The organism is Photobacterium pectinilyticum, from assembly GCF_024357955.1.
GTDB classification, from domain to species: Bacteria; Pseudomonadota; Gammaproteobacteria; order Enterobacterales; family Vibrionaceae; genus Photobacterium; species Photobacterium pectinilyticum.
In genome coordinates this window covers 60,040-86,561 of the sequence record NZ_JANEYT010000016.1, presented here as the reverse complement: position 1 = coordinate 86,561, position 26,522 = coordinate 60,040, and the positions used below count along the sequence as shown (strand labels likewise).

Below are 26,522 nucleotides of genomic sequence, written 5' to 3'. Positions count from 1 at the left end.
GTGGTAACTGATCAGATCGCACAATTTGGACTGAGTTCCCTTCCCTGAGAGATCTACTATTAGGAACAGCTATTTAGCGTAATAACCGAATCTAAAGTAGACCGTAAAACTAAATGAATCCGAGATATCCGACCCATATGGAAGCAATGTCATATATTTTTTATTGGAGTTTGAAGTTCTCAGGGTTATCGAGCTGCCCATTTTTAATCATCGACCACAGCTCCACGCCAGCAAGTGTAGTCTTTGCTCTTTGTCCCGAAGTAAGAACTAAAATCAGATAACACCTTCCCATATACAGACGCCCTATAAGGTAACACCGATCAGCTAAGCCATTGATCAGTTTTATGATGGCTTTAGGGATATCCAAGATGAGTTAATGTGGTGTGTAATCGCATCGCACGGCTCAACACCCAAGAAGTTAAGGGCAATGCGAGAACGAGCGAAACGTTATACCAATCTGGATAAGTCGTTGATCAAGTATTTGCACTGGAAAAATCGTTGTTATCAAGGCAGATATTGCAGTAACTAGTGGCTCTAATTACAAAATATCTAACGCAGAGAACAGTGATTTTAACCTGCAAGACTGATCAAATATGTATGTAGGTTGGTATTATATATTGCCTGAACGAAAAAACGGCCCAAATCAAGGACCGTTCGTATCAGTAAAACCCGCTATGTGGTTCACTCCAAACATCTTAATTGATAGGAGTTAGCCTTTCGGCGGTTTTTTATTTAGGCTTTCTGAGCGAAATTAAATGTCTTTAACATCAAACTCTGCAATAGGGCTTACGTCAGCACTGTAATCAACCGTTTCGATGCCAAAACCAAATAGCTTCAAGAACTCATCTTTGTATTGCTGGTAGTCAGCAACATCAAATAGGTTCTCATTGGTTACGGTAGGCCATAGGTCACGACAGTGCTTTTGAATATCTTCACGTAGTTCCCAGTCATCTAGGCGTAAACGGTTTTCACTGTCAACTTCGGCAGCGCTACCGTCAGCCTTGAATAAGCGCTGGGTGAACATACGGTGGATCTGCTCCATACAACCTTCATGAACACCTTCTTCACGCATCTTTTTAAAGACCATAGCGATGTATAGAGGCATGACCGGGATTGCAGAGCTCGCCTGAGTCACGACGCTCTTAAGCACGGCAACATTAGCAGCCCCCCCCTTCGCTGATAGCTTATCGTTAAGCTCAGAAGCCGCACGGTCAAGGTCCATTTTCGCCTTGCCCAGAGCACCGTGCCAGTAAATAGGCCAAGTGATCTCTGTACCGATGTAGCTATAGGCCACCGTTTTGCAGCCATCAGCCAAGACACCAGCGTCAGACAGTGCATTGATCCATAGCTCCCAGTCCTGGCCGCCCATCACAGTAACAGTATCTTCAATCTCCTGCTCTGTCGCAGGCTCAATGCTTGCTTCAATCAATACGTCTTTATTTGTATCAACAGCTGTCGCCGTATAGGTTTCACCCATCGGCTTCAGGGTAGAGCGAACCACTTCACCTGAATCAGGCATTTTACGCACAGGAGAAGCCAGTGAATAAACAACCATATCAATCTGACCCAGATCTTCTTTAATCAGATCAATCACTTTCTGTTTTGCTTCGTGAGAGAAAGCATCACCATTCAAGCTCTTGGAGTACAGACCTTCTTCTTTAGCAAACTTATCGAATGCGGCAGAGTTGTACCAGCCTGCTGTACCCGGTTTCTTTTCAGTTCCCGGTTTTTCGAAGAACACACCAATTGTTGCAGCACCGCCACCGAATGCAGCCGCAATACGTGAAGACAAACCGTAGCCGCTTGATGAACCTACAACTAGCACACGCTTAGGGGCATCGGCAATTGGGCCCTGCGCCTTAGTGTATGCAATCTGCTCTTTGACGTTTTCCTCACAACCCACTGGGTGAGTCGTTGTACAAATAAATCCACGAATTCTAGGTTTGATGATCATTTTCAACTTCCCTTACACAATTGACAGTAGGATAAAAGGTAAATGACAAAATCGCATTAAATTTATGAGCGAAAACGCTAAATTCGACAGTGGTTGGAGGTGTTACGCGCGGAAAGTCACAAAAAATAATAAAAAAAGTGCCACGCGATTGCGTGGCACATGGGAGACACCAGGTTTATTGTTCACAAGGCCTGAGCCTTAGGCTGCTTTCCCCGGTTGTAAGCCGCCTTTTTTAAAGTGTGCGGCAGAGAAGTGATCCACCTGAATCGCTTTCTGTCTTAGCTGATCGGCATTTTGCATTTTTTCTACTTCTGCTTCTGTGACGATCCCCGCATCGAGGGCAATTTGTAACTTCTCTGTTAATGAAACCTTGCGTGGGATCTCACCGGCTTTAACCGCCTTAGCAATTTTACGCTCAAGATCTTTCACCCCGTACATGGCAATAAATGCCCGCTCCATCAGTCCAACCGGATCATCTTCGTGTTTACCGACATAACAAAGGTGAGTCAGACGGTCACGCTGCTTACCTGGACGCATCAACAGCTCGGCGATCTTCACTGCAAGCTCATCCTTCGGAGCGGCATAATGAATACCTAGCGGGAACAGTAAAGTACGCAGTAGGCGGCCAACCCCTTTACGCGGGAAATTCGCCAACACCTCATCAAAGGCCACGCCACATTGGTGCAGACAATGCTGCAAGCCATAGTGTACAAAAGGTAAATCCTGCTGCTGACGACCTTCATCTTCATAACGCTTAAGCACTGCAGAGGCCAGATACAAGTGGCTCAATATATCCCCCAAACGTGCAGATACCATTTCGCGTCGCTTCAACTCACCGCCCAAGCTCAGCATGGCAAAGTCAGCCGCGACTGCCAATGCCCGGCTCATTCTAGATAGCTGTTTATAGTACTTAGCGGTTTCACCACTGACCGGCGAGTTGTTGAAACGTGAACCACTAAAGGCATTAAGCAGTGATTTACTCACATTACCAACAGCAAAACCAATGTGGCTGGACAACAGTTTATCGAAATCCTTGGCCCCTTCCCTGCTGTCAGGGTTAGCCGCCGCTTCCATTTCACTAAGTACATATGGATGACATCGGGTCGCCCCCTGACCAAAGATCATCAGGTTGCGGGTCAAGATGTTGGCCCCTTCGACAGTGATAGCAACCGGCATACCAAAATAGTGGTGGCCAATATAGTTCATTGGCCCAAGTTGAATTGCGCGGCCAGCGTGCACATCCATCGAATCATTAAGGATGGTACGGGCCATCTCCGTCATATGGTACTTCGCTATCGCAGTGACGATTCCCGGCGTTTCCCCCATATCCAGCGACGTCGTTGTCAGGGTTCTGGACGCCTCTAACATATAGGTAAAGCCACCAATGCGCCCCATCGCCTGCGCGACACCTTCAAAGTTACCAATCGACATGCCGAACTGCTTACGGACATAAGCGTAGGCACCTGTCGTTCTCGCCGTCAGGTGTCCGACCGCGGTACCAAGTGCTGGCAATGATATTCCTCGGCCAGCCGACAGGCATTCCACCAGCATACGCCAACCTCGGCCGACATAATCCTGACCACCAATAACCCAATCCATAGGAATAAAGACATCACTGCCTCGGGTTGGGCCATTCATAAAGGCAAGGTTTAGTGGATCATGGCGCTCACCGATTTCGACACCCGGGTGATCAGACGGGATCAGGGCACAGGTAATACCTAGCTCTTTCTTCTCGCCAATAAGTCCGTCAGGATCTTGTAATTTAAAGGCTAAGCCAAGTACGGTGGCAACAGGTGCAAGCGTAATATAGCGCTTATTCCAACTAACACGGATACCCAAGACTTGCTCGCCTTGGTACTCGTCGTAACACACCACCCCCTGATCGGGAATACCACCAGCATCAGAGCCCGCTTCCGGTCCGGTAAGTGCGAAACACGGCACATCTTCGCCGTGCGCCAAGCGTGGCAGCCAGTAATCTTTCTGCTCTTGGGTACCATAGTGGGTCAGCAGCTCACCTGGGCCCAATGAGTTAGGAACCATCACCGAAACGGCCGCACTCAAGCTCTTGGTTGCAATGCGGGTTACAATGGTCGAGTTAGCATGAGCTGAAAAATCCAAGCCACCGTATTCCTTACCAATAATCAGCGAGAAGAATTTTTCTTTGCGCAGATACTCCCACACTTCAGGTGGCAGATCTTTATCTTCCTGGACAATCTGATAGTCGTTCAACATATCCAACAATGGCTCTAGCTTATTGTCGATGAACGCCTGCTCCTCAGCACTCAATATCGGCTGCGGGTAAGTCAGCAAGGTATTCCAGTTTGGATTCCCGCCAAACAACTCACCATCCCACCAAACGCTGCCAGCCTCCATGGCCTCTCGTTCAGTATCGGAAAGTGGTGGCAACACTTTTTTAAACATCTTGAATGCGGGATCACTGAGATAGCGTTTTCTTAGCTTGGTTAACGTACTCATGTTTCAGGTCCTTTTGTCACTTTTATCGTTATTGGTATTACATACTGTTATCGTGTTCCTGTTTGCTGTTCGCCAATCAGCGAAAGCGATTGTTCTATAGGAGCTGCAACGCCTGCCGCCAAGTAAGGCACCAAACGCTCAATCAAATCTTCAGGTTTAACCTTACGGGAAAAGTCATTCTCGGCGATCTCGCACAACGCCGTTGACGATGCCATGGTGAAAACGGATGCCCCGAGAGTAAAATGCAGACGCCAGAATAAGGTTTCGGGATCCAAAGAAGGGTTAGCTCTGCACACTGCGGTAGTAAATAAAGTTAGAATTTGCTCGTACCGGGTCATGATGAACCAACGCAAATGGCCTTGAACATCAGTATATCCCCTGCCGATCAATGACATAAACACAGTGGCCCCGTTGGTGCGGTGATCATTGAGAACTAACAACGGTTCTTTGATACAACGGAAAACATCTTCCATTGAGAAATCATCGCGAGTCAGCAGCGCTTCCAGTTCTGACTGCAAGCGAGGCATGAAGGCATCGAGGTAACGGCCCAGTACCGCCCTGACCAAGGTTTTCTTATCGCCATAGTGATAATTGACAGACGCCAGATTAACCCCAGCTTTGCTGGTGATAGTTCGCAGTGACGTGTCTTTGAAGCCATGTTCGGCAAAGAGTAGCTCGGCGGCATCTAAGATACGTGCCTTGGTTTCTCCCTTTCCTGCCATATTCATTCACCTGTATTAAACACTCGTTTAAACTTTACATCTAAGAAACATTTTTAACAAGTCGCAAATATACACCATGTTGTAACACGTTGATATTTTCGATGTTTAATGTGCAAGTCGTGAAGGTGATCAATCTTTTGCGTTATAGCGCACCAGCAAGGTACTGGGCTAATAGTGTCTTACCTGTGTCTCATGCAAAAGGGTTGAGATCTAAGCAAATAAAAAAAATCTGAGAAAGTGGAAAATTTTTGGAACAAAGTGCACATTCACGGGTCCTAATTAATGCCACTGCTTTTTCTTAGAAGACATTCTTCGAAACCCATCCCCCCCCATGGAGATGGGTTTTCTTTATTTGGTCATATTCTTTTTGTTTTTGCTTATCCCTCTCGATTTAAAATCAAACAGTTATAAAAAAATGACTCCTTTTTTCTGTTTTTTATGAACCAAAATGAAAACCGCCAGTCCTATATAGTGACATTTAGATTAAAGACTTATCAACATTGCTGGCCGCAAATTGCATTTACTCTTTAATCTACTAATGCCACTGCTGCTAAACTCCTAATTGTATATAGAGCTTTTGCCCACTGACTTTCAGTGGGCTTTTTTTTATCGACAGCTTACCCGCGTTACCCGGGCGCTCATGCTCATACCGCGCCAATAACATATCACCACAGCCCACAGCCCACAGCCCACAGCCCACAGCCCACAGCCCACAGCCCACAGCCCACAGCCCATTTTTTCACCATTGCAAAAATTTTTAAATTTTTTGAACCAATTGAATTTCGGCTAGTCATATATAGTGTCATTCATATTAAAAGCGCGTTTCTTAGTTAACCATTAACTCTTTAATTACGCGGTTTTAATTTAAAATGCCACTGCTGCTAAACTCCTAATTGTGTATATGGATTTTCGCCCACTGACTTTCAGTGGGCTTTTTTTTACCTAAATATGCAGACAATTCATCATTAGTCCCTGCCCGTAGACAATTTGCTGATTTTATCGTCATTACCAATTTTTTTTTAACTTGTGGGAACCAATTGAATTTAGTTCAGTCATATATAGTGACATTCATATTAAAGGCGCTTTTCTCAGTTAATCATAAGAATTTGCGGTTTTAATTTAAGATGCCACTGCTGCTAAACTCCTAATTGTATATAGAGCTTTCGCCCACTGAACTTCAGTGGGCATTTTTTTATCTGAAGAAAATTTAATTTTTTTTGAACTATTCGATTTTCAACCAGTCTTACTTTACATGATTCAGATTAAAGATGCGGTTCATACAGGTTTATCCTTCCCTTCTTTAATTATGATGCCACTGCTGCTTAACTCCTAATTGTGTATAGGTTTTTGCCCACTGACTTTCAGTGGTTTTTTTTTGTGCAAAGCAACAATCCACCCAACTCATACAACCTGTAAATCGATCAAACAACATCAGGTGTTGGTTTTTTGCCTTGCTGATCGCTAAATTTCCTGTGAACAAATAATACCAACCTGGATAAGTAGTTGATCAAGTATTTGCACTGAAAAAATATTTATGTAGGTTGGTATAAGAAGCCTCATAGCTCAGGAGGGGCTGAAAGTAGACTGTCATGGGCAAGTTCAATAGATAGCCATTGACACGTTTTCTCCGCATTAATCACTTTACTATTGCGGTCAAGAGAGGCTGTAAACACCGGCAAAGGCAAACCCGCTAACTGCGCCATTTTGCTGTAGTACTCTTCTCGGGTCGGATGTTGTGATGAGGCAAGATGCAGCACCTGATGTGGCGACCATTGATGAACCAATTGGGATATCGCCGCAATACAATCATCCAGGTGGATGAGGTTTACCCGGTCCTGTCCATTTTCTATACCTTGACGCCCCGATAAAAAACGAACAGGGTGCCTATTTGGCCCGATAAGCCCAGCCAAACGTAACACCACCACTTCACGCCCCCACTCCGCCAACAAATACTGCTCTATCTCAAGGTGGGCTTTCCCTGACAGCGTATTAGGGCATGGCTCAGTCACCTCCTCAACCACTCCCTCGCAAGCACCGTAAACCGCAGTTGTACTAATGAACAACACCTTCTGGCAACCAAGCGCTCTGGCTGTCTCCGAAAGTTGCTTAATTTTAGCTATCAGATCATCAGCTGCTCCCTCGTTACGACCGGGCGGAACATTTATGACTAACAAATCGGTATTAAAGAACTGCTTTATTTGCGGCGAAAGAATGGCAGGCTCATTCAGCGATTGGGGGAGAGATAGAGCTACACCTCGAATACCACTTTCGGCCAAGGTTTTTGCCTTCTCAGGATCTTGCTTGCTACCCCATGTTTCTACCCCTGACGACACAAAGTGCTTCGCCAATGGCAAACCCAGCCAACCACAACCACAAATGCTTATCTTGTTTATTTTTCTGTGTTTCATAGACCTCACCGATCACATAACTCTGAAAGCCGGTTTCATTTTACTGCTTATTCTTTCACCTTGATTTATTTCATCCTGTAAATTAATTCCTGAAGATTGAAAATTAGCTACATAAAAAGCAGATATCAGCCCTAAAAGTCGTAATTTTGGCTAAAAAAAATTTCAGTTTTGAAAGAAAAAATTCGATCCCTGTCAAACTATAATAAAAAGAGAAAGCGATATTCATGGATTTACTAGGAGCAGATCCATGAAAAGTAGTATAGTTTCATCAAAATGGCTTTAAGCACTTTATGCGATAAGAAAGCCAATAACGAAATTCAGTAACGAGCGGTAACCGCCATGAATACTCTAGAGAAAATTCAAAAGAATCTTGATAACTTCAGTAAATCAGAGCGTAAAGTCGCTGAAGTAATCCTTGCATCGCCACAGACAGCCATTCACTCAAGCATCGCAACACTGGCTAAAATGGCGGACGTCAGTGAGCCTACAGTAAACCGCTTCTGTCGTCGCTTAGATACTAAGGGCTTTCCAGATTTTAAACTGCACCTTGCCCAGAGCCTAGCCAACGGTACGCCTTATGTGAACCGCAACGTCGAAGAAGATGACGGGCCGGATGCGTACACGTCGAAAATCTTCGAATCGACCATGGCATGCCTTGATGTAGCGAAAAATAGTCTTGACCCAATGCAGGTCAATCGTTCTGTTGATCTGTTGACCCAAGCAAAAAAAATCTCCTTCTTTGGCCTTGGTGCATCGGCATCTGTCGCTCACGATGCTCAAAATAAGTTCTTCCGCTTCAATATTCCGGTTGTATGCTTTGATGACATTGTGATGCAGCGCATGAGCGTGATTAATTGTAGCGACGGTGATGTGGTGGTGATGATTTCCCACACAGGACGTACCAAAAGCTTAGTCGACGTTGCTCGTATGGCACGCGAGAACGGCGCCACGGTGATCGGCATTACAGCAAAAGATTCACCATTGGATCGCGAGTGTTCCATCTCTATCTGCTTAGACGTACCAGAAGATACTGATGTCTACATGCCAATGGCGAGCCGTGTGGTGCAGATGACCGTAATCGACGTGCTTGCAACTGGCTTTACCTTACGCCGAGGTGCAGGTTTTCGCGAAAATCTAAAGCGGGTTAAAGAGTCACTAAAGGACTCTCGCTTCACCAAAGAAGGGACTATCTAACCTGCTTGTGATTTTAAGCCATTTACAGGCGGCATAATAAAATCACTTAAGCGTACAGGCGCGGCTTTGGCTGCGCCTTTTTAGTATTTGCCCTTTCGAATAGCCGCTCTCAGCCGACTTCCGTCAACTACACTTAATCCAACCGGCCCACCGCTACTATAAGCGGCGTTGCACATTAAAACCCTGCAATATTTCTACACCATGATGAAGAAATACGCAAAACTTGTCCTACAATATGTTTTTTCCTTACAGTTTGTTGATAAAGAGCAGCGTCTTTCTCCCTCTATGTGTAGTAATATTTCACACAATTCAGTGAAGCAGATTTCTACAAGCAATCGTTTCATTGGCAAACAATGATACAGATGGAGTTTCCGATGTCTGAAAGGCTAAGACGTACTAAAATCGTTACTACTTTGGGTCCTGCAACCGATCGCGACAACAATCTAGAAAAGATTATTGCTGCTGGTGCAAATGTTGTACGAATGAATTTCTCTCACGGCAGCCCAGAGGATCACATCCAGCGCACCAAGGCTGTACGTGAAATCGCCGCTAAACTAGGCAAGCATGTTGCAATCCTAGGTGACCTCCAAGGCCCGAAAATCCGTGTATCGACTTTCAAAGATGGCAAGATTCAACTAGCGATCGGCGACAAATTCACCCTAGACAGCGATCTAGCAAAAGGTGAAGGTGATCAACATGCTGTCGGTCTTGACTACAAAGAACTACCAAAAGACGTTGAGACTGGTGATGTCCTACTGCTGGACGATGGTCGTGTTCAACTCAAAGTCACGGCTGTTAATGGCAACAAGGTTCACACCGAAGTCACTGTTGCTGGCCCACTGTCAAACAACAAAGGTATCAACAAGAAAGGCGGTGGCCTTTCTGCTGAAGCACTAACAGACAAAGACAAAGCCGACATCATTACCGCTGCTCAAATGGGCGTGGATTACCTTGCTGTTTCTTTCCCACGTAACGGCGAAGACATGAAATATGCTCGTCGTCTGGCAATGGATGCAGGGTTAGAGGCTAAGCTAGTCTCTAAAGTCGAGCGAGCTGAGGCGGTAGCAACGACAGAAGCCATGGACGATATCATTATGGCTTCAGATGCCGTTATGGTTGCCCGTGGTGACCTAGGTGTTGAAATCGGTGATCCAGAGCTAGTCGGCGTTCAGAAAAAGCTTATCCGTCGTGCTCGTAGCCTAAACCGTACCGTGATCACGGCAACCCAGATGATGGAAACCATGATCACCAGCCCTATGCCGACACGTGCAGAAGTCATGGACGTGGCAAATGCTGTGCTTGATGGTACTGACGCTGTAATGCTTTCTGCTGAAACAGCTGCAGGTAGCTTCCCAGTAGAAACGGTTACTGCGATGGCTAATGTTTGTCTGGGTGCAGAAAAAGAGCCGAGCATCAACGTGTCTAACCACCGCTTGGCGCGTACTTTCGAGTCACCTGAAGAAACCATTGCAATGTCTACCATGTATGCAGCAAACCACATGGAAGGCGTAAAAGCGATGATCGCGATGACCGAGTCTGGCCGTACGCCACTGATGATGTCTCGTATTTCGTCTGGCAAACCTATCTTTGCCATGTCACGCAACGAGAGCACCCTAAATCGTGCTGCGTTATTTCGCGGAGTTACGCCAGTTTACTTCAACCGCGATAGCGATGCTGGCCTGGACGCCGCGAAGCACGCTATTGAAACCCTGAAAGAAAAGGGTTTTCTTTCTACTGGTGACTTGGTCATCGTCACTCAGGGTGATGTCATGGACACGGTAGGCAGCACCAACAACATGCGAATCCTAAGCGTAGAGTAATCTACAGCCTGAATACATAAAGCGTGACGGTGTTCGCCATCACGCTTTTTTCTATACCTTTATCAATGATATCCACACTTACGGATAGGTTTTATCAACCCTCACCCCGTTAGCGAAGTAGAGGATCCTCACTTTATCCTTTGGCTGGAATAGCATAGTGCTATCGACATCTTGAATAACATCAATCAAGGTTCCGTCATCTGCTTTAATCAGTAACTCAACGAACCGGTACTGGACTACCTGCTGAGTTGTCTGGCGCTGATGAGCAATACCCGCCCCCGCCACAACACCAACCGCAGTCGCAACTTCTCGCCCCGTCCCGTCTCCAAACTGATTGCCGATCAAGCCGCCAATAACCCCTCCCAGCAGGGTTTCCCAACCATTACGCTGAGATTCAATCACATCTTGGTGAGTTATATAGCGAACGCTGTCGACATCACCAAAGACCACTTTGTTAACCGTTCTCGCCTGATTTCTGTTGTACGGCGCCGCAGAAAGTGCCAAAGGTAAAATTAACAATAACACTAACCATTTTCTCATCATATAATCCTCTTTCCCGGCAACCATCAGCTCTATCCCCAAGTAACGATAAAGTACTTAGAGATATATCAGCTACATTTAGTGTAATTATGGCAATTTATCTTCCGGAGCTTGATCCGGTCAATACTGATTTTCCCGCCCCAGAAACGGCACTGGCAGACCCCAATGGTCTGCTTGCCTTTGGCGGTGATCTGCGTCCTGAACGCCTTGTCAGCGCTTACCGCCAAGGGATTTTCCCATGGTTTTCCGAAGGTGAGCCCTTACTATGGTGGAGTCCGGCTCCTAGGGCCGTATTCCTGCCAGATCAATTCCAGCCGAGTAAGAGCTTACGGAAATACTACCGAAAATCTGGCTACCAAGTCACATTGAACCACGCCTGTCACGATATTATCGAACTCTGTGCCAGCACCCGCAAAGCAGAGGAAACTTGGATCACCGCCGAAATGATCCAAGCTTATCAGCATCTGCACGATCTTGGGTATTGTCACTCCGTAGAAGTGTGGCAGCAAGGTCAACTTGTTGGTGGGCTATATGGTATCAGTATCGGCGGCATGTTCTGCGGCGAATCCATGTTTTCCCTGGCCGACAATGCGTCCAAAATCGCGCTATGGCTGTTTTGCGAACACTTCAATGCCCATGGTGGCCAACTGATTGATTGCCAAATAATGAATGACCACCTTGCCTCGCTGGGAGCCGCCGAAATGGAGCGAAACCTGTTCACCCATTTTCTCCACCAGCAAAGAGATGCCATACTCAATGAAACCTGTTACCAACGTCAGGAGTTAATCTACTCACCGTCATGACCAGTATTAACAAGCTCCCTCTACGCATTGGTTTGACGCCGGAATCGCAGTGCAGCTACCTTCCCGGCCAAGATGAGCAACTAGGCGTGGTGATGGATCAACACTGGCTGTCACCGCCAGGCTATGCCCTTTTGCTGGCCTCAGGCTACCGCCGCAGCGGCAGTGCTGTCTATAAGCCAATGTGCCAACTGTGTAGCGCCTGCGTACCGCTGCGAGTAGATTGTGCCGCTTTTCGCCCATCGAAAAGCCAAAAACGTCAACTCAACCAAATGACTAAACTACAATGGGAATTCAAGACTGAGCTGGATCCAGGCTGGTACCCGCTGTACGAACGCTATATTACCGAGCGTCATGCCGATGGCAGTATGTACCCACCCAATAAAGCGCAATTTTTTGAATTTTGTACTGCCCCCTGGATGGATACCTTATTCCTCCATGTTTATGAGGAAGAAAAGCTGATAGCCATTGCGGTCACCGATGTGTTCGACGATGCCATGAGCGCTGTGTACAGCTTTTTTGACCCTGATAGCACGTGGTCGCTTGGCACGCTTTGTGTCCTGTATCAAATCCAGTATTGCCAACGCTCTGGTCGTCGCTGGCTTTACCCCGGGTACCAGATCGATCAGTGCAAAGCCATGAACTATAAAACTCGTTTCAAGCCATACGAAAAGCTGACTGCTGAGGGATGGCAACATTTTGATGAAAACTAAGCTGCATTTTTCACCGCTACCTGAGCTAAATACGATAAAATACGTATTAATGCGTTAGAGTAGCTGACAAAGTACACCCGCAGATGTAAAATTGCGGCCTAAACTTTACACTCAAACAGTTTCAAGGCATTATCCAGCCCGATCAGATGAATGGCTGGTAGCCTAAGAGGATTCAATGGCAAAAGAAGACGTAATTGAAATGCAAGGTACTGTACTTGATACACTACCTAACACCATGTTCCGCGTAGAGCTTGAGAACGGTCACGTTGTTACCGCTCACATTTCTGGCAAAATGCGTAAAAACTACATCCGTATTCTTACTGGTGACAAGGTAACTGTGGAATTGACTCCATACGACCTAACCAAAGGCCGCATCGTCTTCCGCGCCCGTTAATCTTAAAATAAGATTACAGAATACAAATAAAACCCGGCCTATTGCCGGGTTTTATTTTTCTAGGCTCTCGCAAACCAGCTTCCGTCCACTCGCTAGCAGTAAATTTGAAAACAAGGTTTATACCAACCTACATAAATATTTGATCAACGACTTATCCAGATTGGTATTACCATACAGATTCGATAAATAATCCTCATCGATGCCGCAAAATTATTTTATTTGCCTCGTTCCGCATTCAGTTGTCTAATCCCCCTGCACCCAAAGGCCATAAGCGAACGAGGTGTATGCGAGGGAACCGCCCTCACCTTACTCTGTCATACCGTGAAATCTGTCAGCAGCACGGCCGTTTAGGAATGACAATGAAACCTATCGCAATGCATGATGCACTGGTGCAACTAAGCCTAGTGGACGTTTGTGACATCGCAGCCACCATTCACCCCAAAGACCGACCGCTTAACACACCGCCACACCTTGGCCGTCGTAAAAAGCGTATGTCACAAAGGCGAACGCAAAAGACGCTATCTAGCTGCGTTTAGACCAACTTAGTTCACCGATGATGTTGCTGAGGCCCATAGCATTTCCTGCACTTCGCACATCTGCCTGATGAGTTTTAACTAACCTGGTGCATACAGTCCTGAGGCTGGGCCTTGCCACAGCTATCAAAAAACTGTCTGTGCCCAATCACTGTTCGAGGACAAATTAATGAGTGATTGGCCTATCCAAAATGCGCGTGACGTTTACAACATCCCTTACTGGGGACAAGGCTACTTTGACATCAACCCTCAGGGTGAGGTGGTTGTCAGACCCGATAGCCAAAACCCATTCAATACGATAGCCCTTTCCCTGTTGGCTGATCAGTTAATTGCCAAGGGCGCGTCTTTGCCGGTGCTGGTGCGATTTCCCGATATTCTCCACCACCGGGTCGATACCCTTTGTACGGTATTCAACCAGGCGATCGACCACTACCAATACCAAGGCGAGTATTTGGCGGTCTACCCAATCAAGGTTAACCAGCAAGAAGCCGTTGTCAGTGAGATCCTGGCTAGCCAATATGCCAAGCAGCAGCGTCAGCTAGGTTTGGAAGCCGGTAGTAAGCCAGAGCTAATGGCAGTACTTGCCATGGCCCAACAAGCCAGCTCAGTGATTGTTTGCAACGGTTACAAAGACAGAGAGTATATCCGCTTAGCGCTTATCGGCGAAAAACTCGGCCATGACGTTTATATCGTGCTGGAAAAGCTGTCCGAGCTTAAAACCGTGATGCAAGAAGCGATTGAGCTTGGTGTCAGGCCACGCCTCGGTCTGCGTGCTCGCCTTGCTTCTCAGGGCAAAGGTAAGTGGCAAGCCAGTGGCGGTGAGAAATCCAAGTTCGGGCTGTCAGCCTCACAAGTACTATCGGTAGTCAATCAGTTACGTGATAACGATATGCTCGATTGTTTGCAGCTGTTGCACTTCCACCTCGGCTCACAAATCGCCAACATTCGTGATGTGCGAAGTGCTGTAGGTGAAGCGGGACGCGTCTATGCCGAGCTGAAAAAACTCGGTGCAGGGATCACCACTGTCGATGTGGGCGGTGGTCTGGCTATCGACTATGAAGGTACCCGCAGCCAGAGCAGCTGTTCGATGAACTACAGCCTACGCGAGTATGCTAACAATATTGTCTACACCCTGGGCGATATCTGTAAAGAGTACAGTATCCCTATGCCGAGAATTATCTCGGAGTCCGGCCGTAATCTAACCGCTCACCATGCGGTACTGATCACTGACGTCATCGGGGTAGAAAGGTATAAACAAGAGCAGGTCAATCCGCCAGAGGCTGCAGCACCGCAGATCCTACACAATATGTGGCACTCTTGGCGGGAGCTAATGACTCTTACCGATGCCCGCTCTCTGATTGAGATTTACCATGACAACCAGAGCGATTTGGCGGAAGTACATACTCAGTTTGCCCTAGGCATACTCAGCTTTACCGAGCGAGCTTGGGCGGAGCAAATTAGCCTGCGGCTATGCTACGAGCTGGAAAAAATGCTGTCAGCAAAAAACCGGGCCCACCGCCCGCTGCTGGATGAACTGCATGAGCGCCTTGCTGACAAATTTTTTGTCAACTTTTCGCTGTTCCAGTCATTGCCTGATGCATGGGGGATTGACCAAATTTTCCCTATCCTGCCGCTGAGCAATCTCGACAAGGAGCCTGAACGCCGCGCGGTGATCTTGGACATCACCTGCGACTCCGACGGTGCTATTGAGCAATACGTCGAAGGACAGGGGATCGAAAAAACGTTGGCGGTGCCAGCTTGGAGCGATGAATCGCCATATCGTATGGGGTTCTTCCTCGTCGGCGCTTATCAGGAGATTTTGGGAGATTTGCATAACCTGTTTGGTGATACCGATACGGCGATAGTCCGCGCCCAACAAGAAGGCGGTTATGAGATTGAGCGAATTGATCATGGCGACAGCGTTAAAGATGTCCTACGCAGTGTCCATCTCGACTCTGCCAACTTCTTGGCACAATACGAGCAGATGGTCAAACAACATCTGCCTGAAAGCGAGCATCGCACTATTTTGGCCGAACTTGAAGAAGGGCTAAACGGCTACACCTACCTGGAAGATGTCCAAAGCCAGCGTTAATACGTTAACCAGCAGATTATAAACATAACTGGCCACCAGCCCACGGGTGGCCGTTTACCGACTCTAGGAGCCAACTATGGCCACGCTTGCCACTCATCCTGATTATTCGCTAACGGCGAATGCTTTCGGCTTTCTGCGCCAGCCGCTAGAATTCAACCCACTCGCGACCGATGCCGATGTCATCATTACTGGTGTCCCGTTCGATATGGCGACCACAGGGCGCTCAGGCAGTCGCATGGGACCTAGTGCCATTCGCCAAGTATCCACTCATCTTGCCTGGGAAGGAAAACGCTGGCCATGGACATTCGAGCTAAAAAACAAACTCAGTATTGCTGATTGTGGCGATTTGGTGTTTGACTGCGGAGATGCAGCCCAGATGTGCGAGCGCCTTGAGCACCATGCGACGTCACTGCTTGAAGCAGGCAAAACGCTACTGACATTCGGCGGCGATCATTTTGTCACCTTGCCGCTATTGCGCGCCCACGGCAAGAAATTCGGCAAGATGGCCCTGATCCATTTTGATGCCCATACCGATACCTATGATATGGGCAGCCAATTTGACCATGGTACCATGTTCTACCATGCACCAAACGAAGGCTTGATTGACCCAGAGCACTCTGTTCAGATTGGGATCCGTACCGATTACAACAACAAACTTGGTTTCAGTGTATTGGATGCCGGCACGGCCAACGACTGGTCGGTCGAGCAGATTGTCGAAAAAATCAAACTGACCGTGGGTGACATGCCGGTTTACCTCACCTTCGATATCGACTGCTTAGATCCTGCCTTTGCCCCAGGCACGGGTACCCCAGTCTGTGGCGGGCTGACATCAGATAAGGCACTGAAAATCATCCGCAGTTTGCAGGGTATAAATCTGGTCGGTATGGACGTCGTTGAAGTTGCACCTGCCTACGATCATGCTGATATGACGGCATTGGCCGCAGCGACCATTGCAACGGATTTGTTGCATTTGTACGCGAGTGGAAAATAGTACCTAAGACCAACTCTTCCTGAGGTCAAATAAAAAAATAACCGCCAGCAGGCGGTTATTTTATATCAGAGCAAAATATGCTGTGATTTAGTGGGCAGGTTCGAGATCGCTACTGAACTGGAAGTCCAATTCATCGTTAACGATATTGACGCGCACCGAACCACCATTGACCAAGCTACCAAATAACAACTCGTTTGCCATTGGCTTCTTCAGGTTATCCTGAATCACGCGGGCCATTGGGCGCGCGCCCATTGCCTTGTCATACCCTTTATTGGCCAACCACTCACGGGCTTTCGAGGACACTTCCATCGATACACCGCGGGCATCCAACTGGGCCTGCAGTTCGACAATGAATTTATCGACCACCAGAGAAATCACATCTTTCTCAAGGTGGTTAAACCAAATAATGCCATCTAGGCGGTTACGGAATTCAGGTGTGAAGACGCGTTTGATTTCGCCCATAGCATCAAGGCTGTGATCCTGCTGGATCAAACCAATTGACTTGCGGACCGTCTCGGTAACACCGGCATTGGTAGTCATCACCAAAATCACATTGCGGAAATCCGCCTTGCGACCGTTATTATCCGTTAGCGTACCGTTATCCATCACCTGGAGTAGCAAGTTAAAGACATCCGGGTGGGCTTTCTCGATCTCATCCAGAAGTACAACCGAATGTGGATTTTTGATCACGGCATCAGTTAACAAACCGCCCTGATCGTAGCCCACATAGCCCGGAGGCGCACCAATCAAACGGCTCACCGTATGACGCTCCATGTACTCGGACATATCAAAGCGAAGCAGTTCAATACCCAGCGTACGAGCTAGCTGTACCGTCACCTCTGTCTTACCTACGCCCGTTGGACCGGCAAACAGGAATGAACCCACAGGTTTATTCTCGGCACCCAGCCCTGCACGGCTTAGCTTAATGGCCTCGGTAAGGACATCGATCGCCGGATCCTGACCGAACACCAGCATCTTGAGCTTGTTATCCAACTTCTGCAGCACATCACGATCACTGGAAGAAACCGACTTTTCAGGGATACGTGCCATCTTGGCAATCATCGCCTCGATATCGCTGACATTAACGGTTTTCTTACGACGGCTGGCCGGTGCCAAACGGCAGCGGGCACCCGCTTCATCGATCACGTCAATAGCTTTATCTGGCAGGTGACGCTCATTGATATACTTAGCCGACAACTCGACAGCCGCACGGATAGCTTTGTTGGTGAAACGCACTTCATGGTGTGCTTCATACTTCGGCTTCAAGCCCATCAAGATCTTGGTAGTATCGTCGAGCGATGGCTCGATAATATCAATTTTCTGGAAGCGACGTGACAAGGCACGCTCTTTCTCGAAAATGTTACTGTATTCCTGATACGTCGTTGAACCCATGCAACGCAACTTACCGTTGCTCAACAAAGGCTTAATCAAGTTAGCCGCATCGACCTGGCCACCGGATGCCGCACCCGCACCAATAATGGTGTGGATCTCATCAATGAACAGAATAGCCTGATCTTCCTTCTCAAGCTGCTTCAGGATTGCTTTGAAACGCTTCTCGAAATCACCACGGTACTTGGTACCGGCCAATAGTGAACCGATATCCAGAGAATAAATCACACAATCTTTGATGACATCAGGTACTTGGCCTTCAACAATACGCCATGCCAGACCTTCAGCAATCGCGGTCTTACCTACACCGGCTTCACCGACCAATAATGGATTATTCTTACGGCGGCGGCACAACACCTGTACCGTTCGCTCAAGCTCAGTATCACGGCCAATTAGTGGGTCAACCCCACCAGCACGGGCAAGTTGGTTAAGGTTAGTGGCAAAATTCTCGAGTTTATCTTCAGAGCCCTGCTCTGCGCGAGTTTCTTCACCCCCGACTTCTGGACCATTGATATCGTCGTTGTCACTGTCTTTAACAGTGCCATGTGAAATAAAATTAACGACATCCAGACGGCTAATATCACTCTTCTTGAGCAAGTAAGCCGCATGTGATTCCTGCTCGCTGAAAATAGCGACCAGTACGTTTGCACCAGTCACTTCGCTGCGACCAGAAGATTGAACGTGAAATACTGCGCGCTGTAATACACGCTGGAAGCTGAGTGTAGGCTGAGTTTCCCTGCTTTCATCATCCACTGGGATCAATGGCGTCGTTTGTTCAATAAACGAATCAAGCTCTTTGCGCAGCGTATCCAAATTAGCTCGGCAGGCCAGCAAGGCCTCTTGGGCTGCTGGATTTTCCAATAATGCCAACAGCAGATGTTCAACCGTCATAAACTCATGACGTTTCTCTCTAGCTCGCGCAAAAGCAGCATTCAAGCTCGCTTCAAGTTCTTTGTTTAGCATAAGGCACCTCCCCTAAATACCACTCGATGATGGCGTGCCGGAAAAAGACTAAGCCTTTTCCTTCGTACACAGTAGCGGATGTTCATGCTCCCTCGCATACATCATCACCTGGGCCACCTTCGTTTCGGCAACCTCGGCGGTGAAGGTTCCACACACCGCTTTCCCCTCGTAATGTACAGTTAGCATCAACTGTGTTGATTTCTCCAGATCCATGGAGAAGAACTTCTGTAACACTTCTATCACAAAATCCATCGGTGTGTAATCATCATTATTTAAAATTACTTTATACATCGATGGTGGTTTGGCCTGGACTTCCTCTTCCTCCAATACATCAGAGTCAGGAATTATCCACTCGTATAACTTACTCATAAACTTAACTTACCAATACAGTAGGAATAGTCTACCAAGAAACAATGAGTTACTACTCAATAGTGTTTTCATGGTTTACTCGACTAACTTTTCCCTACCTCTATATTCAGACTAATGCACACATTGTATTCCAGCAAATCAGAGATGACTATGACTAAGCCGACAATCCGAGCTAATAGCCGTCGTTTTGAGTCAAACTGGGAGATACAGCCACAAAGCTACAAGTTGCATAAGATCCGCACCAGAAAAGCAAGAAAATACAGTAAAACGCCAAAAACTTAATGTAGCATCATATTTTAACAAAATGTTATGCAACTAGCTTGACTGCCCACTTTCTTTTACTAAAGTGTAACTTGTAGTAGATATCAACTGCATCAAATTAGCATTAGTATGCAAGTCGTGATAAAAAGGAGTTAGCAGACTAATGCAAAATGGAACTTGAATGCACAGAAGGAAGTAAGCATGGCAACAGGTACAGTTAAATGGTTTAATAACGCTAAGGGATTTGGTTTTATCTGCCCTGAGACAGGCGAAGGCGATATTTTCGCCCATTATTCAACTATTCAGATGGATGGTTACCGTACACTAAAAGCAGGCCAGCAGGTCAACTATACAGTTGAAACTGGTCCAAAAGGGTTCCATGCCAAGGAAATCGTTCCTTTTGAAGGTGAAGCTGTTAAATAGTCACTTTCATCTTTACGATTCTTTCTGAAGGCGAGCAGCTGCTCGTCTTTTATTACCTTCTGCCTTTTCACTGTAAAACGCGATATTAGCCTTGCAAATATCCCTCTTCCCCCTCAAATCAAACTGCATAATTTATGCATAATCCACCATTAAAAACCAACAGGCCATTTTAACATAACCACTACAAAGTGTTCTTGTCGTCTCACTTTCTAGCATTAAACAGGCACAAAAAAGCCCAGCACTTGGCTGAGCTTTTTCTTACTTTATCGCATTAATGACACAGAATTACATCTGCTCAATCATATCATCAGCAAACTCGGAACACTTACGCAGTGTTGCACCTTCCATTTGGCGCTCAAAATCATAAGTCACAGTCTTGTTGCTGATTGCCGCTTCCATCGAGCTGATGATCAAATCTGCCGCTTCAGTCCAGCCTAAGTGGCGAAGCATCATCTCAGCCGATAGGATCAATGAGCCAGGGTTCACTTTGTCTTGGCCTGCATACTTAGGTGCCGTACCGTGTGTTGCTTCAAACAGCGCCACACCATCACCGATGTTTGCACCTGGTGCAATACCAATACCACCAACCTGTGCAGCTAGTGCATCAGACACATAGTCACCGTTCAGGTTCATTGTCGCAATCACATCATACTCTGCAGGGCGTAGCAGGATTTGCTGTAGGAATGCATCAGCAATGCTGTCTTTAATGATGATTTCTTTACCCGTATTCGGGTTTTTCAGTGTCATCCATGGGCCACCGTCTAGCAGCTCAGCACCGTATTCCTTCGCTGCCACTTCGTAACCCCAATCTTTGAAGGCACCTTCGGTGAACTTCATGATGTTACCTTTGTGGACCAACGTTAGCGAGTCACGGTCGTTGTCGATAGTGTACTGGATGGCAGCACGAACAAGTCGCTTAGTACCTTCTTCAGATACAGGCTTAATACCGACACCACATTGCTGTGGGAAACGGATTTTCGTGGCGCCCATTTCATCTTGCAAGAACTTGATGACTTTATCAGCTTCTGCAGTACCCGCCTGGAACTCAACACCTGCGTAGATATCTTCTGAGTTTTCACGGTAAATAACCATGTCTGTCAGTTCAGGCTGCTTGAGTGGGCTTGGTACACCCTCGAAATAGCGCACTGGACGAGCACAGATGTACAGGTCTAGCTCTTGACGAAGCGCAACGTTAAGTGAACGGATACCGCCACCAACAGGGGTTGTCAACGGGCCTTTGATTGCAACTTTGTAGTCGCGGATATAATCAAGGGTTTCTTGCGGTAACCAAGCATCTTCACCGTATACTTGCGTTGATTTTTCACCGGTGTAGATTTCCATCCAGGCAATCTTGCGGTCACCGCCGTACGCTTTATCGATAGCGGCATCAACGACTTTAATCATAGCAGGGCTTACATCAACCCCAATACCGTCACCTTCAATGTAAGGAATGACAGGGTTGTTAGGAACGACCAGTTTACCTTCAGAATCCAGAGTGATTTTCTGACCTTCAGCTGGTACAACTACTTTACTATCCATTTAAATCTCCTAGCGTCCATTTGTTATCTTTTTGTAAGATGCGCGCAAATCATACTCGAATTTTTATCAATACGCCACTCATGGAATTTTTCGAGTATAATAGGCATGTCAATTTTCTTTTCCCTTGTACAACTCGCTATTTATGAAGCCAAATACCTCTTCACGTCAACCCAAGCGTACCAATAATGAGCGCAGAGCATCAAGAATGCGCAATAAACCAAGACGTCCACGCGGTCCCACAAAGATCATTTTATTTAACAAACCTTTTAACGTTCTCACCCAGTTTACCGGTGAGCCTGGAGATAAAACTCTGTCGGATTTTGTTCCGGTCAAAGACGTCTATCCCGCAGGTAGACTGGATAAAGACAGTGAAGGGTTGTTAGTGCTGACTAACGACGGCGTGTTGCAAGCGCAGTTGACCCAACCTAAATCCAAGCAACCAAAAACCTACTGGGTTCAGGTTGAAGGAGCCCCTAGCGAGGAAGAACTCGAACAGCTGCGCCGGGGTGTTACCTTAAAAGATGGCCCGACTCTACCGGCTGGCGTCGAAGTCATCGACAGTCCCGAGGTTTGGGAGCGTGTTCCGCCAATCCGCGAACGCAAAAACATACCGACCACTTGGTTAGCGATTACCCTCAAAGAAGGTCGTAATCGGCAAGTACGTAGAATGACCGCCCATCTGGGCTATCCGACCCTGCGCCTTATTCGTTATCAGATGGCAGATTGGACAGTCAACGACCTCGCCCCGGGCGAGTGGAAAGAAGTCCAAATAAGCACCTCTTGATCCGGTTTACTGGCAGTATCTCGCTGCTGGTAAACACTTCACATTTTGACGCTGCATTTTTACGAATTTAACATTAAAAACACTACACTTTTGTCTCGCCCTCATCTATCATTGCCACCACAAGCAAACGTTTGCGCAAATAAAGAAATGAAGTCGATAAAATTATTAAAGTGTGATTCCGCTCTCGGTCTGTTTCGGCCTGTAGCTTTCTGTTAGAATCGCGACCTTAACTTTTATTAACGACTGAAGAGTAAAATGTCAGATAACAGCCAGAAAAAAGTCATTGTCGGCATGTCCGGCGGTGTAGATTCCTCGGTATCCGCGTACCTTCTTCTTCAACAGGGTTACCAAGTTGAAGGCCTGTTTATGAAAAACTGGGAAGAAGACGACAACGATGAGTACTGCTCTGCAGCCGAAGATCTCGCTGACGCACAAGCTGTATGTGACAAACTGGGTATCCACCTGCACACCATCAACTTTGCGGCCGAGTACTGGGACAATGTCTTCGAGTACTTCCTAGCAGAGTACAAAGCAGGCCGTACACCAAACCCAGACATTCTTTGTAACAAAGAAATTAAATTCAAAGCATTTTTGGACTTCGCTGACGAAGTGCTGGAAGCCGATTACATTGCTATGGGTCACTATACTCGTCGCAGCTTCCCAACCGCTGAAGGTGAACTGCCAAAAATGCTACGCGGTGTCGACAATAACAAAGATCAGAGCTACTTCCTGTACACCTTGAGCCACGAGCAAATTAGCCGCAGCCTATTCCCTGTCGGTGAACTGGAAAAACCAGAAGTTCGCCGCATTGCAGAAGAGCAGGATCTGATCACCGCAAAGAAAAAAGATTCAACAGGTATCTGTTTTATTGGTGAACGTAAGTTCACGGACTTTTTGAGCAAATACCTACCTGCACAGCCAGGTAATATTGAAACAGCCGACGAAGGCAAAGTGATTGGCGAACACCAGGGTCTGATGTACCACACCCTAGGCCAGCGTAAAGGTCTATTGATCGGCGGCCAAAAAGGTGGCGGTGGTAATGAAGAGCCATGGTTCGTTGTCGACAAAGATGTAGAACGTAACGTTCTGATTGTTGGGCAAGGTAAAGATCACCCTCGCTTGAAGTCAGACGGCTTGGTTGCCGCTCAGCTACATTGGGTTGACCGCCAGCCTATTCGCGAACCGTTCAAGTGCACGGTTAAAACACGCTACCGTCAGCAAGATATCCCTTGTACTGTCATCCCCGTTGATGATGAAACTATCAAGGTCATCTTCGACGAGCCGCAAATTGCGGTAACGCCAGGACAGTCTGCCGTATTCTATAGCGGTGAAATCTGTCTAGGCGGCGGTATTATTGAGAAGCGTATCTAAGGGAGTTGAGGCACGTGGCACACACTGTATATGACCGTACCATTGCTTTTGCCGGTATTTGCCAGGCAGTAAAACTGGTTCAAAAAATTGCCCGAGACGGCCATTGTGACCATGACGTACTGGAAGCCAGCCTAAGAAGTATCATGGCAACCAACCCGTCGAACACCATTGAGATCTTTGGCAACGAAGCCAATTTGAAAGTCGGTCTAGAAGCGTTGGCAGCCGAGATTGATAACACGCCTTCGGGTAATGAAATGACTCGCTACTTAGTCAGTGTTATGGCGCTGGAGCGTAAGCTGGACAGCCGCCGAGACAGCATGGCGCAACTGGGTGATCGTATCAGTACGGCTCAACGCCAGACGGATCATTTCGAATTGCTGGAAGACCAAATGATCAGTAATTTGGCAAGCATTTACTTGGATATCATTAGCCCGCTAGGCCCTCGAATCCAAGTAACAGGCACACCCGCCCAGCTTCAGCAACAGAGTGTGCAGCACAAGGTGCGTGCCCTACTCCTCGCCGCGATTCGCTCCGCGGTACTATGGCGCCAAGTAGGCGGCAAACGCCGCCATTTGATCTTCGGACGCAAACAGATGGTCGAGCAGGCAAAAATCCTACTCGCCCGCTGCTAATAAATATTTAGTGCCAGCGTTGCTGGCACTTTTTCATCCCCTTGCTATGTCTTAGCAAGGGCGGAAGTTACACTTGTTTAAATCTTAATTGATTCAGGAGAGAGCAACATGGAACTGTCAGCATTGACTGCTGTTTCCCCAGTAGATGGCCGTTACGGAAGTAAAACGATTTCACTTCGCAGCATTTTCAGTGAATATGGTCTGCTAAAGTACCGCACAATCGTTGAGATCCGCTGGTTACAGAAACTTGCCGCTACTGATGCTATCGTGGAAGTACCTGCGTTTAGTGCTGAAGCCAATGCGTTCCTAGATCGCGTTGCTGCTGAGTTCAGCGAAGAAGACGCTATGCGTATCAAGACCATTGAGCGCACAACTAACCACGATGTAAAAGCTGTTGAATACTTCCTGAAAGAAAAAGTCGCTGAAGTACCAGAGCTACACGCAGTGAATGAATTCATTCACTTTGCATGTACCTCTGAAGATATCAACAACACGTCTCACGCCCTTATGCTACACGAAGCGCGCGAGCAAGTTATCCTGCCTGAAATTCGCAACGTTATCGATGCGATCAAAGGCCTTGCCAACGAATACCGTGAAGTACCACTTCTTTCTCGTACCCACGGCCAGCCAGCTTCTCCATCAACAATGGGTAAAGAAATGGCTAACGTTGCATACCGTATGGAACGCCAATACAAGCAGATTGCTAACGTTGAAATTCTAGCGAAAATCAACGGTGCTGTAGGTAACTACAACGCCCACATCTCTGCTTACCCTGAAGTTGACTGGCACCAGTTCAGCGAAGAGTTCATCACTGAATCTCTTGGCGTAACGTGGAACCCGTACACAACTCAGATTGAGCCGCACGATTACATCGCAGAACTATTCGATGCTATCGCTCGCTTCAACACTATCCTACTGGACTTCGATCGTGACGTTTGGGGCTACATCGCACTAGGCCACTTCAAGCAGAAGACTATTGCGGGCGAGATCGGCTCTTCTACAATGCCGCATAAAGTTAACCCAATCGACTTCGAAAACTCAGAAGGTAACCTTGGCCTAGCGAACGCTATCTTCAGCCACCTAGCACAGAAACTACCTGTTTCTCGCTGGCAGCGTGACCTGACTGACTCGACTGTTCTACGTAACTTGGGTGTAGGTTGTGGTTATGCAATCATTGCATACACATCAACGCTAAAAGGTATCAGCAAACTAGAAGTTAACCAAGCTGCACTAGAAGCTGAACTAGACCGAAACTGGGAAGTACTGGCTGAGCCTGTACAAACAGTAATGCGTCGCTACGGTATCGAAAAACCTTACGAGAAGCTAAAAGAGCTAACTCGCGGCAAGCGTGTTGACGGCGAAGGCATGCGCAGCTTCATCGACGGTCTGGAACTACCAGAGCACGAGAAAGCACGCCTGAAAGAAATGACGCCAGCGAACTACATCGGTGACGCAGTTAAACTAACTGACCAGCTTTAATCGCAACGTTATTTACCGCTTAATACAAGGCCAGCATTTGCTGGCCTTTTTGTTATACCAATCTGGATAAGTAGTTGATCAAGTATTTATGTAGGCTGGTATTAGTTATCTATTCAAGCTTTTTTCACGAACTTCGCCGTTACCATCATTTCGCCAGCACCGTCGACCTTGCAATCCAGTTGGTGATCCTTGCCTTCGACGATCCGACGAATAACGGCCTTAGTACCAATCTTCATCACCATCGAGCTGCCTTTGACTTTGAGATCTTTGGCTAGCGTGACTTTATCCCCTTCTTCCAGCAACGTGCCGTTGGCATCTTTTACGGTCAATGTGTCCTCTTCACTAGAAGCTTCCGACGGGTTCCATTCGTGTGAACACTCGGGACAAATAAGGTGATTTTGATCGGGGTAGACGTATTCAGAATTGCACATAGGGCAAGGAGGAAGAGACATAAATTACTACTATTATCAATGAGTCCGCCGTACATGGTAATGACTCTCTCCGTTTTACGCGAGCACATTTTTTCTGTTTTTGGGTGAGATCGCGAGAGCAGCTTTAAGACGGTCCATTCAGTAACAAGGGTCACCGGTATCAGTTCCGGCTCGCAAATAAGCCGAAGCCAAGACATAATTATGAGTATAATCCCAACACAATAGTCAGCCTATAAAAGCAACCA

At 47.1% G+C, this 26,522-nt stretch carries 22 protein-coding genes; 13 read left to right on the top strand and 9 right to left on the bottom strand.

Annotated features, from left to right (window positions below):
* Positions 1–751: 751 nt before the first annotated feature.
* From fabV to NHN17_RS09350, 4 genes are all read right to left on the bottom strand, one after another.
* Positions 752–1,954, bottom strand: a complete 1,203-nt coding sequence (gene fabV, locus NHN17_RS09365) for an enoyl-ACP reductase FabV (protein WP_255042094.1) — start codon at positions 1,952–1,954, stop codon at positions 752–754.
* A gap of 198 nt (positions 1,955–2,152) precedes the next feature.
* Positions 2,153–4,429 (bottom strand): acyl-CoA dehydrogenase, encoded by a 2,277-nt coding sequence (locus tag NHN17_RS09360; protein ID WP_255042092.1) that lies wholly within the window; start codon positions 4,427–4,429, stop codon positions 2,153–2,155.
* Positions 4,430–4,476: 47 nt separating this feature from the next.
* On the bottom strand, positions 4,477–5,151 hold the full coding sequence (psrA, locus tag NHN17_RS09355) for a TetR family transcriptional repressor PsrA (RefSeq protein ID WP_255042090.1): 675 nt from the start codon (positions 5,149–5,151) through the stop codon (positions 4,477–4,479).
* A 1,556-nt stretch (positions 5,152–6,707) separates the two neighbouring features.
* A complete protein-coding gene (locus NHN17_RS09350; protein ID WP_255042089.1) occupies positions 6,708–7,559 on the bottom strand; it encodes an SDR family oxidoreductase in 852 nt (283 codons plus the stop codon).
* A 339-nt stretch (positions 7,560–7,898) separates the two neighbouring features.
* On the opposite strand from NHN17_RS09350, the gene NHN17_RS09345 reads away from it, so the two are divergent.
* Positions 7,899–8,753, top strand: coding sequence for a MurR/RpiR family transcriptional regulator (locus NHN17_RS09345; protein ID WP_255042087.1), 855 nt, complete (start codon positions 7,899–7,901; stop codon positions 8,751–8,753).
* A 374-nt stretch (positions 8,754–9,127) separates the two neighbouring features.
* A complete protein-coding gene (gene pyk / locus NHN17_RS09340) occupies positions 9,128–10,573 on the top strand; it encodes a pyruvate kinase (protein ID WP_255042086.1) in 1,446 nt (481 codons plus the stop codon).
* Between the two features lie 78 nt (positions 10,574–10,651).
* Here pyk and NHN17_RS09335 read toward each other — a convergent pair whose 3' ends face one another.
* Complete coding sequence (locus NHN17_RS09335; protein ID WP_255042105.1) at positions 10,652–11,113, bottom strand: outer membrane lipoprotein; 462 nt, start codon at positions 11,111–11,113, stop codon at positions 10,652–10,654.
* Between the two features lie 89 nt (positions 11,114–11,202).
* Here NHN17_RS09335 and aat point away from each other — a divergent pair, with 89 nt between their 5' ends.
* From aat to speB, 6 genes are all read left to right on the top strand, one after another.
* A complete protein-coding gene (aat, locus tag NHN17_RS09330; protein ID WP_255042085.1) occupies positions 11,203–11,916 on the top strand; it encodes a leucyl/phenylalanyl-tRNA--protein transferase in 714 nt (237 codons plus the stop codon).
* A 5-nt stretch (positions 11,917–11,921) separates the two neighbouring features.
* The gene (locus NHN17_RS09325; RefSeq protein WP_255042103.1) at positions 11,922–12,626 is read left to right on the top strand and encodes an arginyltransferase; all 705 of its coding nucleotides are present in this window, start codon (positions 11,922–11,924) and stop codon (positions 12,624–12,626) included.
* A gap of 175 nt (positions 12,627–12,801) precedes the next feature.
* Positions 12,802–13,020 carry a translation initiation factor IF-1 gene (infA, locus tag NHN17_RS09320; RefSeq protein ID WP_005298441.1) on the top strand — a complete coding sequence of 73 codons (219 nt, stop codon included), beginning with the start codon at positions 12,802–12,804 and terminating at the stop codon, positions 13,018–13,020.
* A 284-nt stretch (positions 13,021–13,304) separates the two neighbouring features.
* Positions 13,305–13,556 carry a hypothetical protein gene (locus NHN17_RS09315; protein WP_255042076.1) on the top strand — a complete coding sequence of 84 codons (252 nt, stop codon included), beginning with the start codon at positions 13,305–13,307 and terminating at the stop codon, positions 13,554–13,556.
* Positions 13,557–13,722: 166 nt separating this feature from the next.
* Entirely contained in the window at positions 13,723–15,645 is a 1,923-nt protein-coding gene (speA, locus tag NHN17_RS09310; RefSeq protein WP_255042074.1) for a biosynthetic arginine decarboxylase, read from the top strand.
* A 76-nt stretch (positions 15,646–15,721) separates the two neighbouring features.
* Positions 15,722–16,636 carry an agmatinase gene (gene speB / locus NHN17_RS09305; protein WP_255042073.1) on the top strand — a complete coding sequence of 305 codons (915 nt, stop codon included), beginning with the start codon at positions 15,722–15,724 and terminating at the stop codon, positions 16,634–16,636.
* 87 nt (positions 16,637–16,723) lie between these two features.
* Here speB and clpA read toward each other — a convergent pair whose 3' ends face one another.
* Positions 16,724–18,988, bottom strand: coding sequence for an ATP-dependent Clp protease ATP-binding subunit ClpA (clpA, locus tag NHN17_RS09300; RefSeq protein ID WP_255042072.1), 2,265 nt, complete (start codon positions 18,986–18,988; stop codon positions 16,724–16,726).
* 48 nt (positions 18,989–19,036) lie between these two features.
* On the bottom strand, positions 19,037–19,357 hold the full coding sequence (gene clpS / locus NHN17_RS09295; protein ID WP_255042071.1) for an ATP-dependent Clp protease adapter ClpS: 321 nt from the start codon (positions 19,355–19,357) through the stop codon (positions 19,037–19,039).
* Between the two features lie 462 nt (positions 19,358–19,819).
* Here clpS and cspD point away from each other — a divergent pair, with 462 nt between their 5' ends.
* Positions 19,820–20,041, top strand: coding sequence for a cold shock domain-containing protein CspD (gene cspD, locus NHN17_RS09290; protein ID WP_255042070.1), 222 nt, complete (start codon positions 19,820–19,822; stop codon positions 20,039–20,041).
* Positions 20,042–20,326: 285 nt separating this feature from the next.
* Here cspD and icd read toward each other — a convergent pair whose 3' ends face one another.
* Positions 20,327–21,580, bottom strand: coding sequence for an NADP-dependent isocitrate dehydrogenase (gene icd / locus NHN17_RS09285; RefSeq protein WP_255042069.1), 1,254 nt, complete (start codon positions 21,578–21,580; stop codon positions 20,327–20,329).
* Between the two features lie 142 nt (positions 21,581–21,722).
* Between icd and NHN17_RS09280 the strand changes: the two genes are divergently transcribed.
* From NHN17_RS09280 to purB, 4 genes are all read left to right on the top strand, one after another.
* Positions 21,723–22,364, top strand: coding sequence for a pseudouridine synthase (locus NHN17_RS09280; RefSeq protein ID WP_255042068.1), 642 nt, complete (start codon positions 21,723–21,725; stop codon positions 22,362–22,364).
* A 255-nt stretch (positions 22,365–22,619) separates the two neighbouring features.
* Positions 22,620–23,735, top strand: coding sequence for a tRNA 2-thiouridine(34) synthase MnmA (mnmA, locus tag NHN17_RS09275; RefSeq protein ID WP_255042067.1), 1,116 nt, complete (start codon positions 22,620–22,622; stop codon positions 23,733–23,735).
* Positions 23,736–23,749: 14 nt separating this feature from the next.
* A complete protein-coding gene (gene hflD, locus NHN17_RS09270; RefSeq protein WP_255042066.1) occupies positions 23,750–24,367 on the top strand; it encodes a high frequency lysogenization protein HflD in 618 nt (205 codons plus the stop codon).
* A 108-nt stretch (positions 24,368–24,475) separates the two neighbouring features.
* Positions 24,476–25,846 (top strand): adenylosuccinate lyase, encoded by a 1,371-nt coding sequence (gene purB / locus NHN17_RS09265; protein ID WP_255042065.1) that lies wholly within the window; start codon positions 24,476–24,478, stop codon positions 25,844–25,846.
* A 113-nt stretch (positions 25,847–25,959) separates the two neighbouring features.
* Here purB and NHN17_RS09260 read toward each other — a convergent pair whose 3' ends face one another.
* Positions 25,960–26,298: a zinc ribbon domain-containing protein YjdM gene (locus NHN17_RS09260; RefSeq protein ID WP_255042064.1), complete on the bottom strand. Its 339-nt coding sequence runs from the start codon at positions 26,296–26,298 to the stop codon at positions 25,960–25,962.
* Positions 26,299–26,522: the final 224 nt, after the last annotated feature.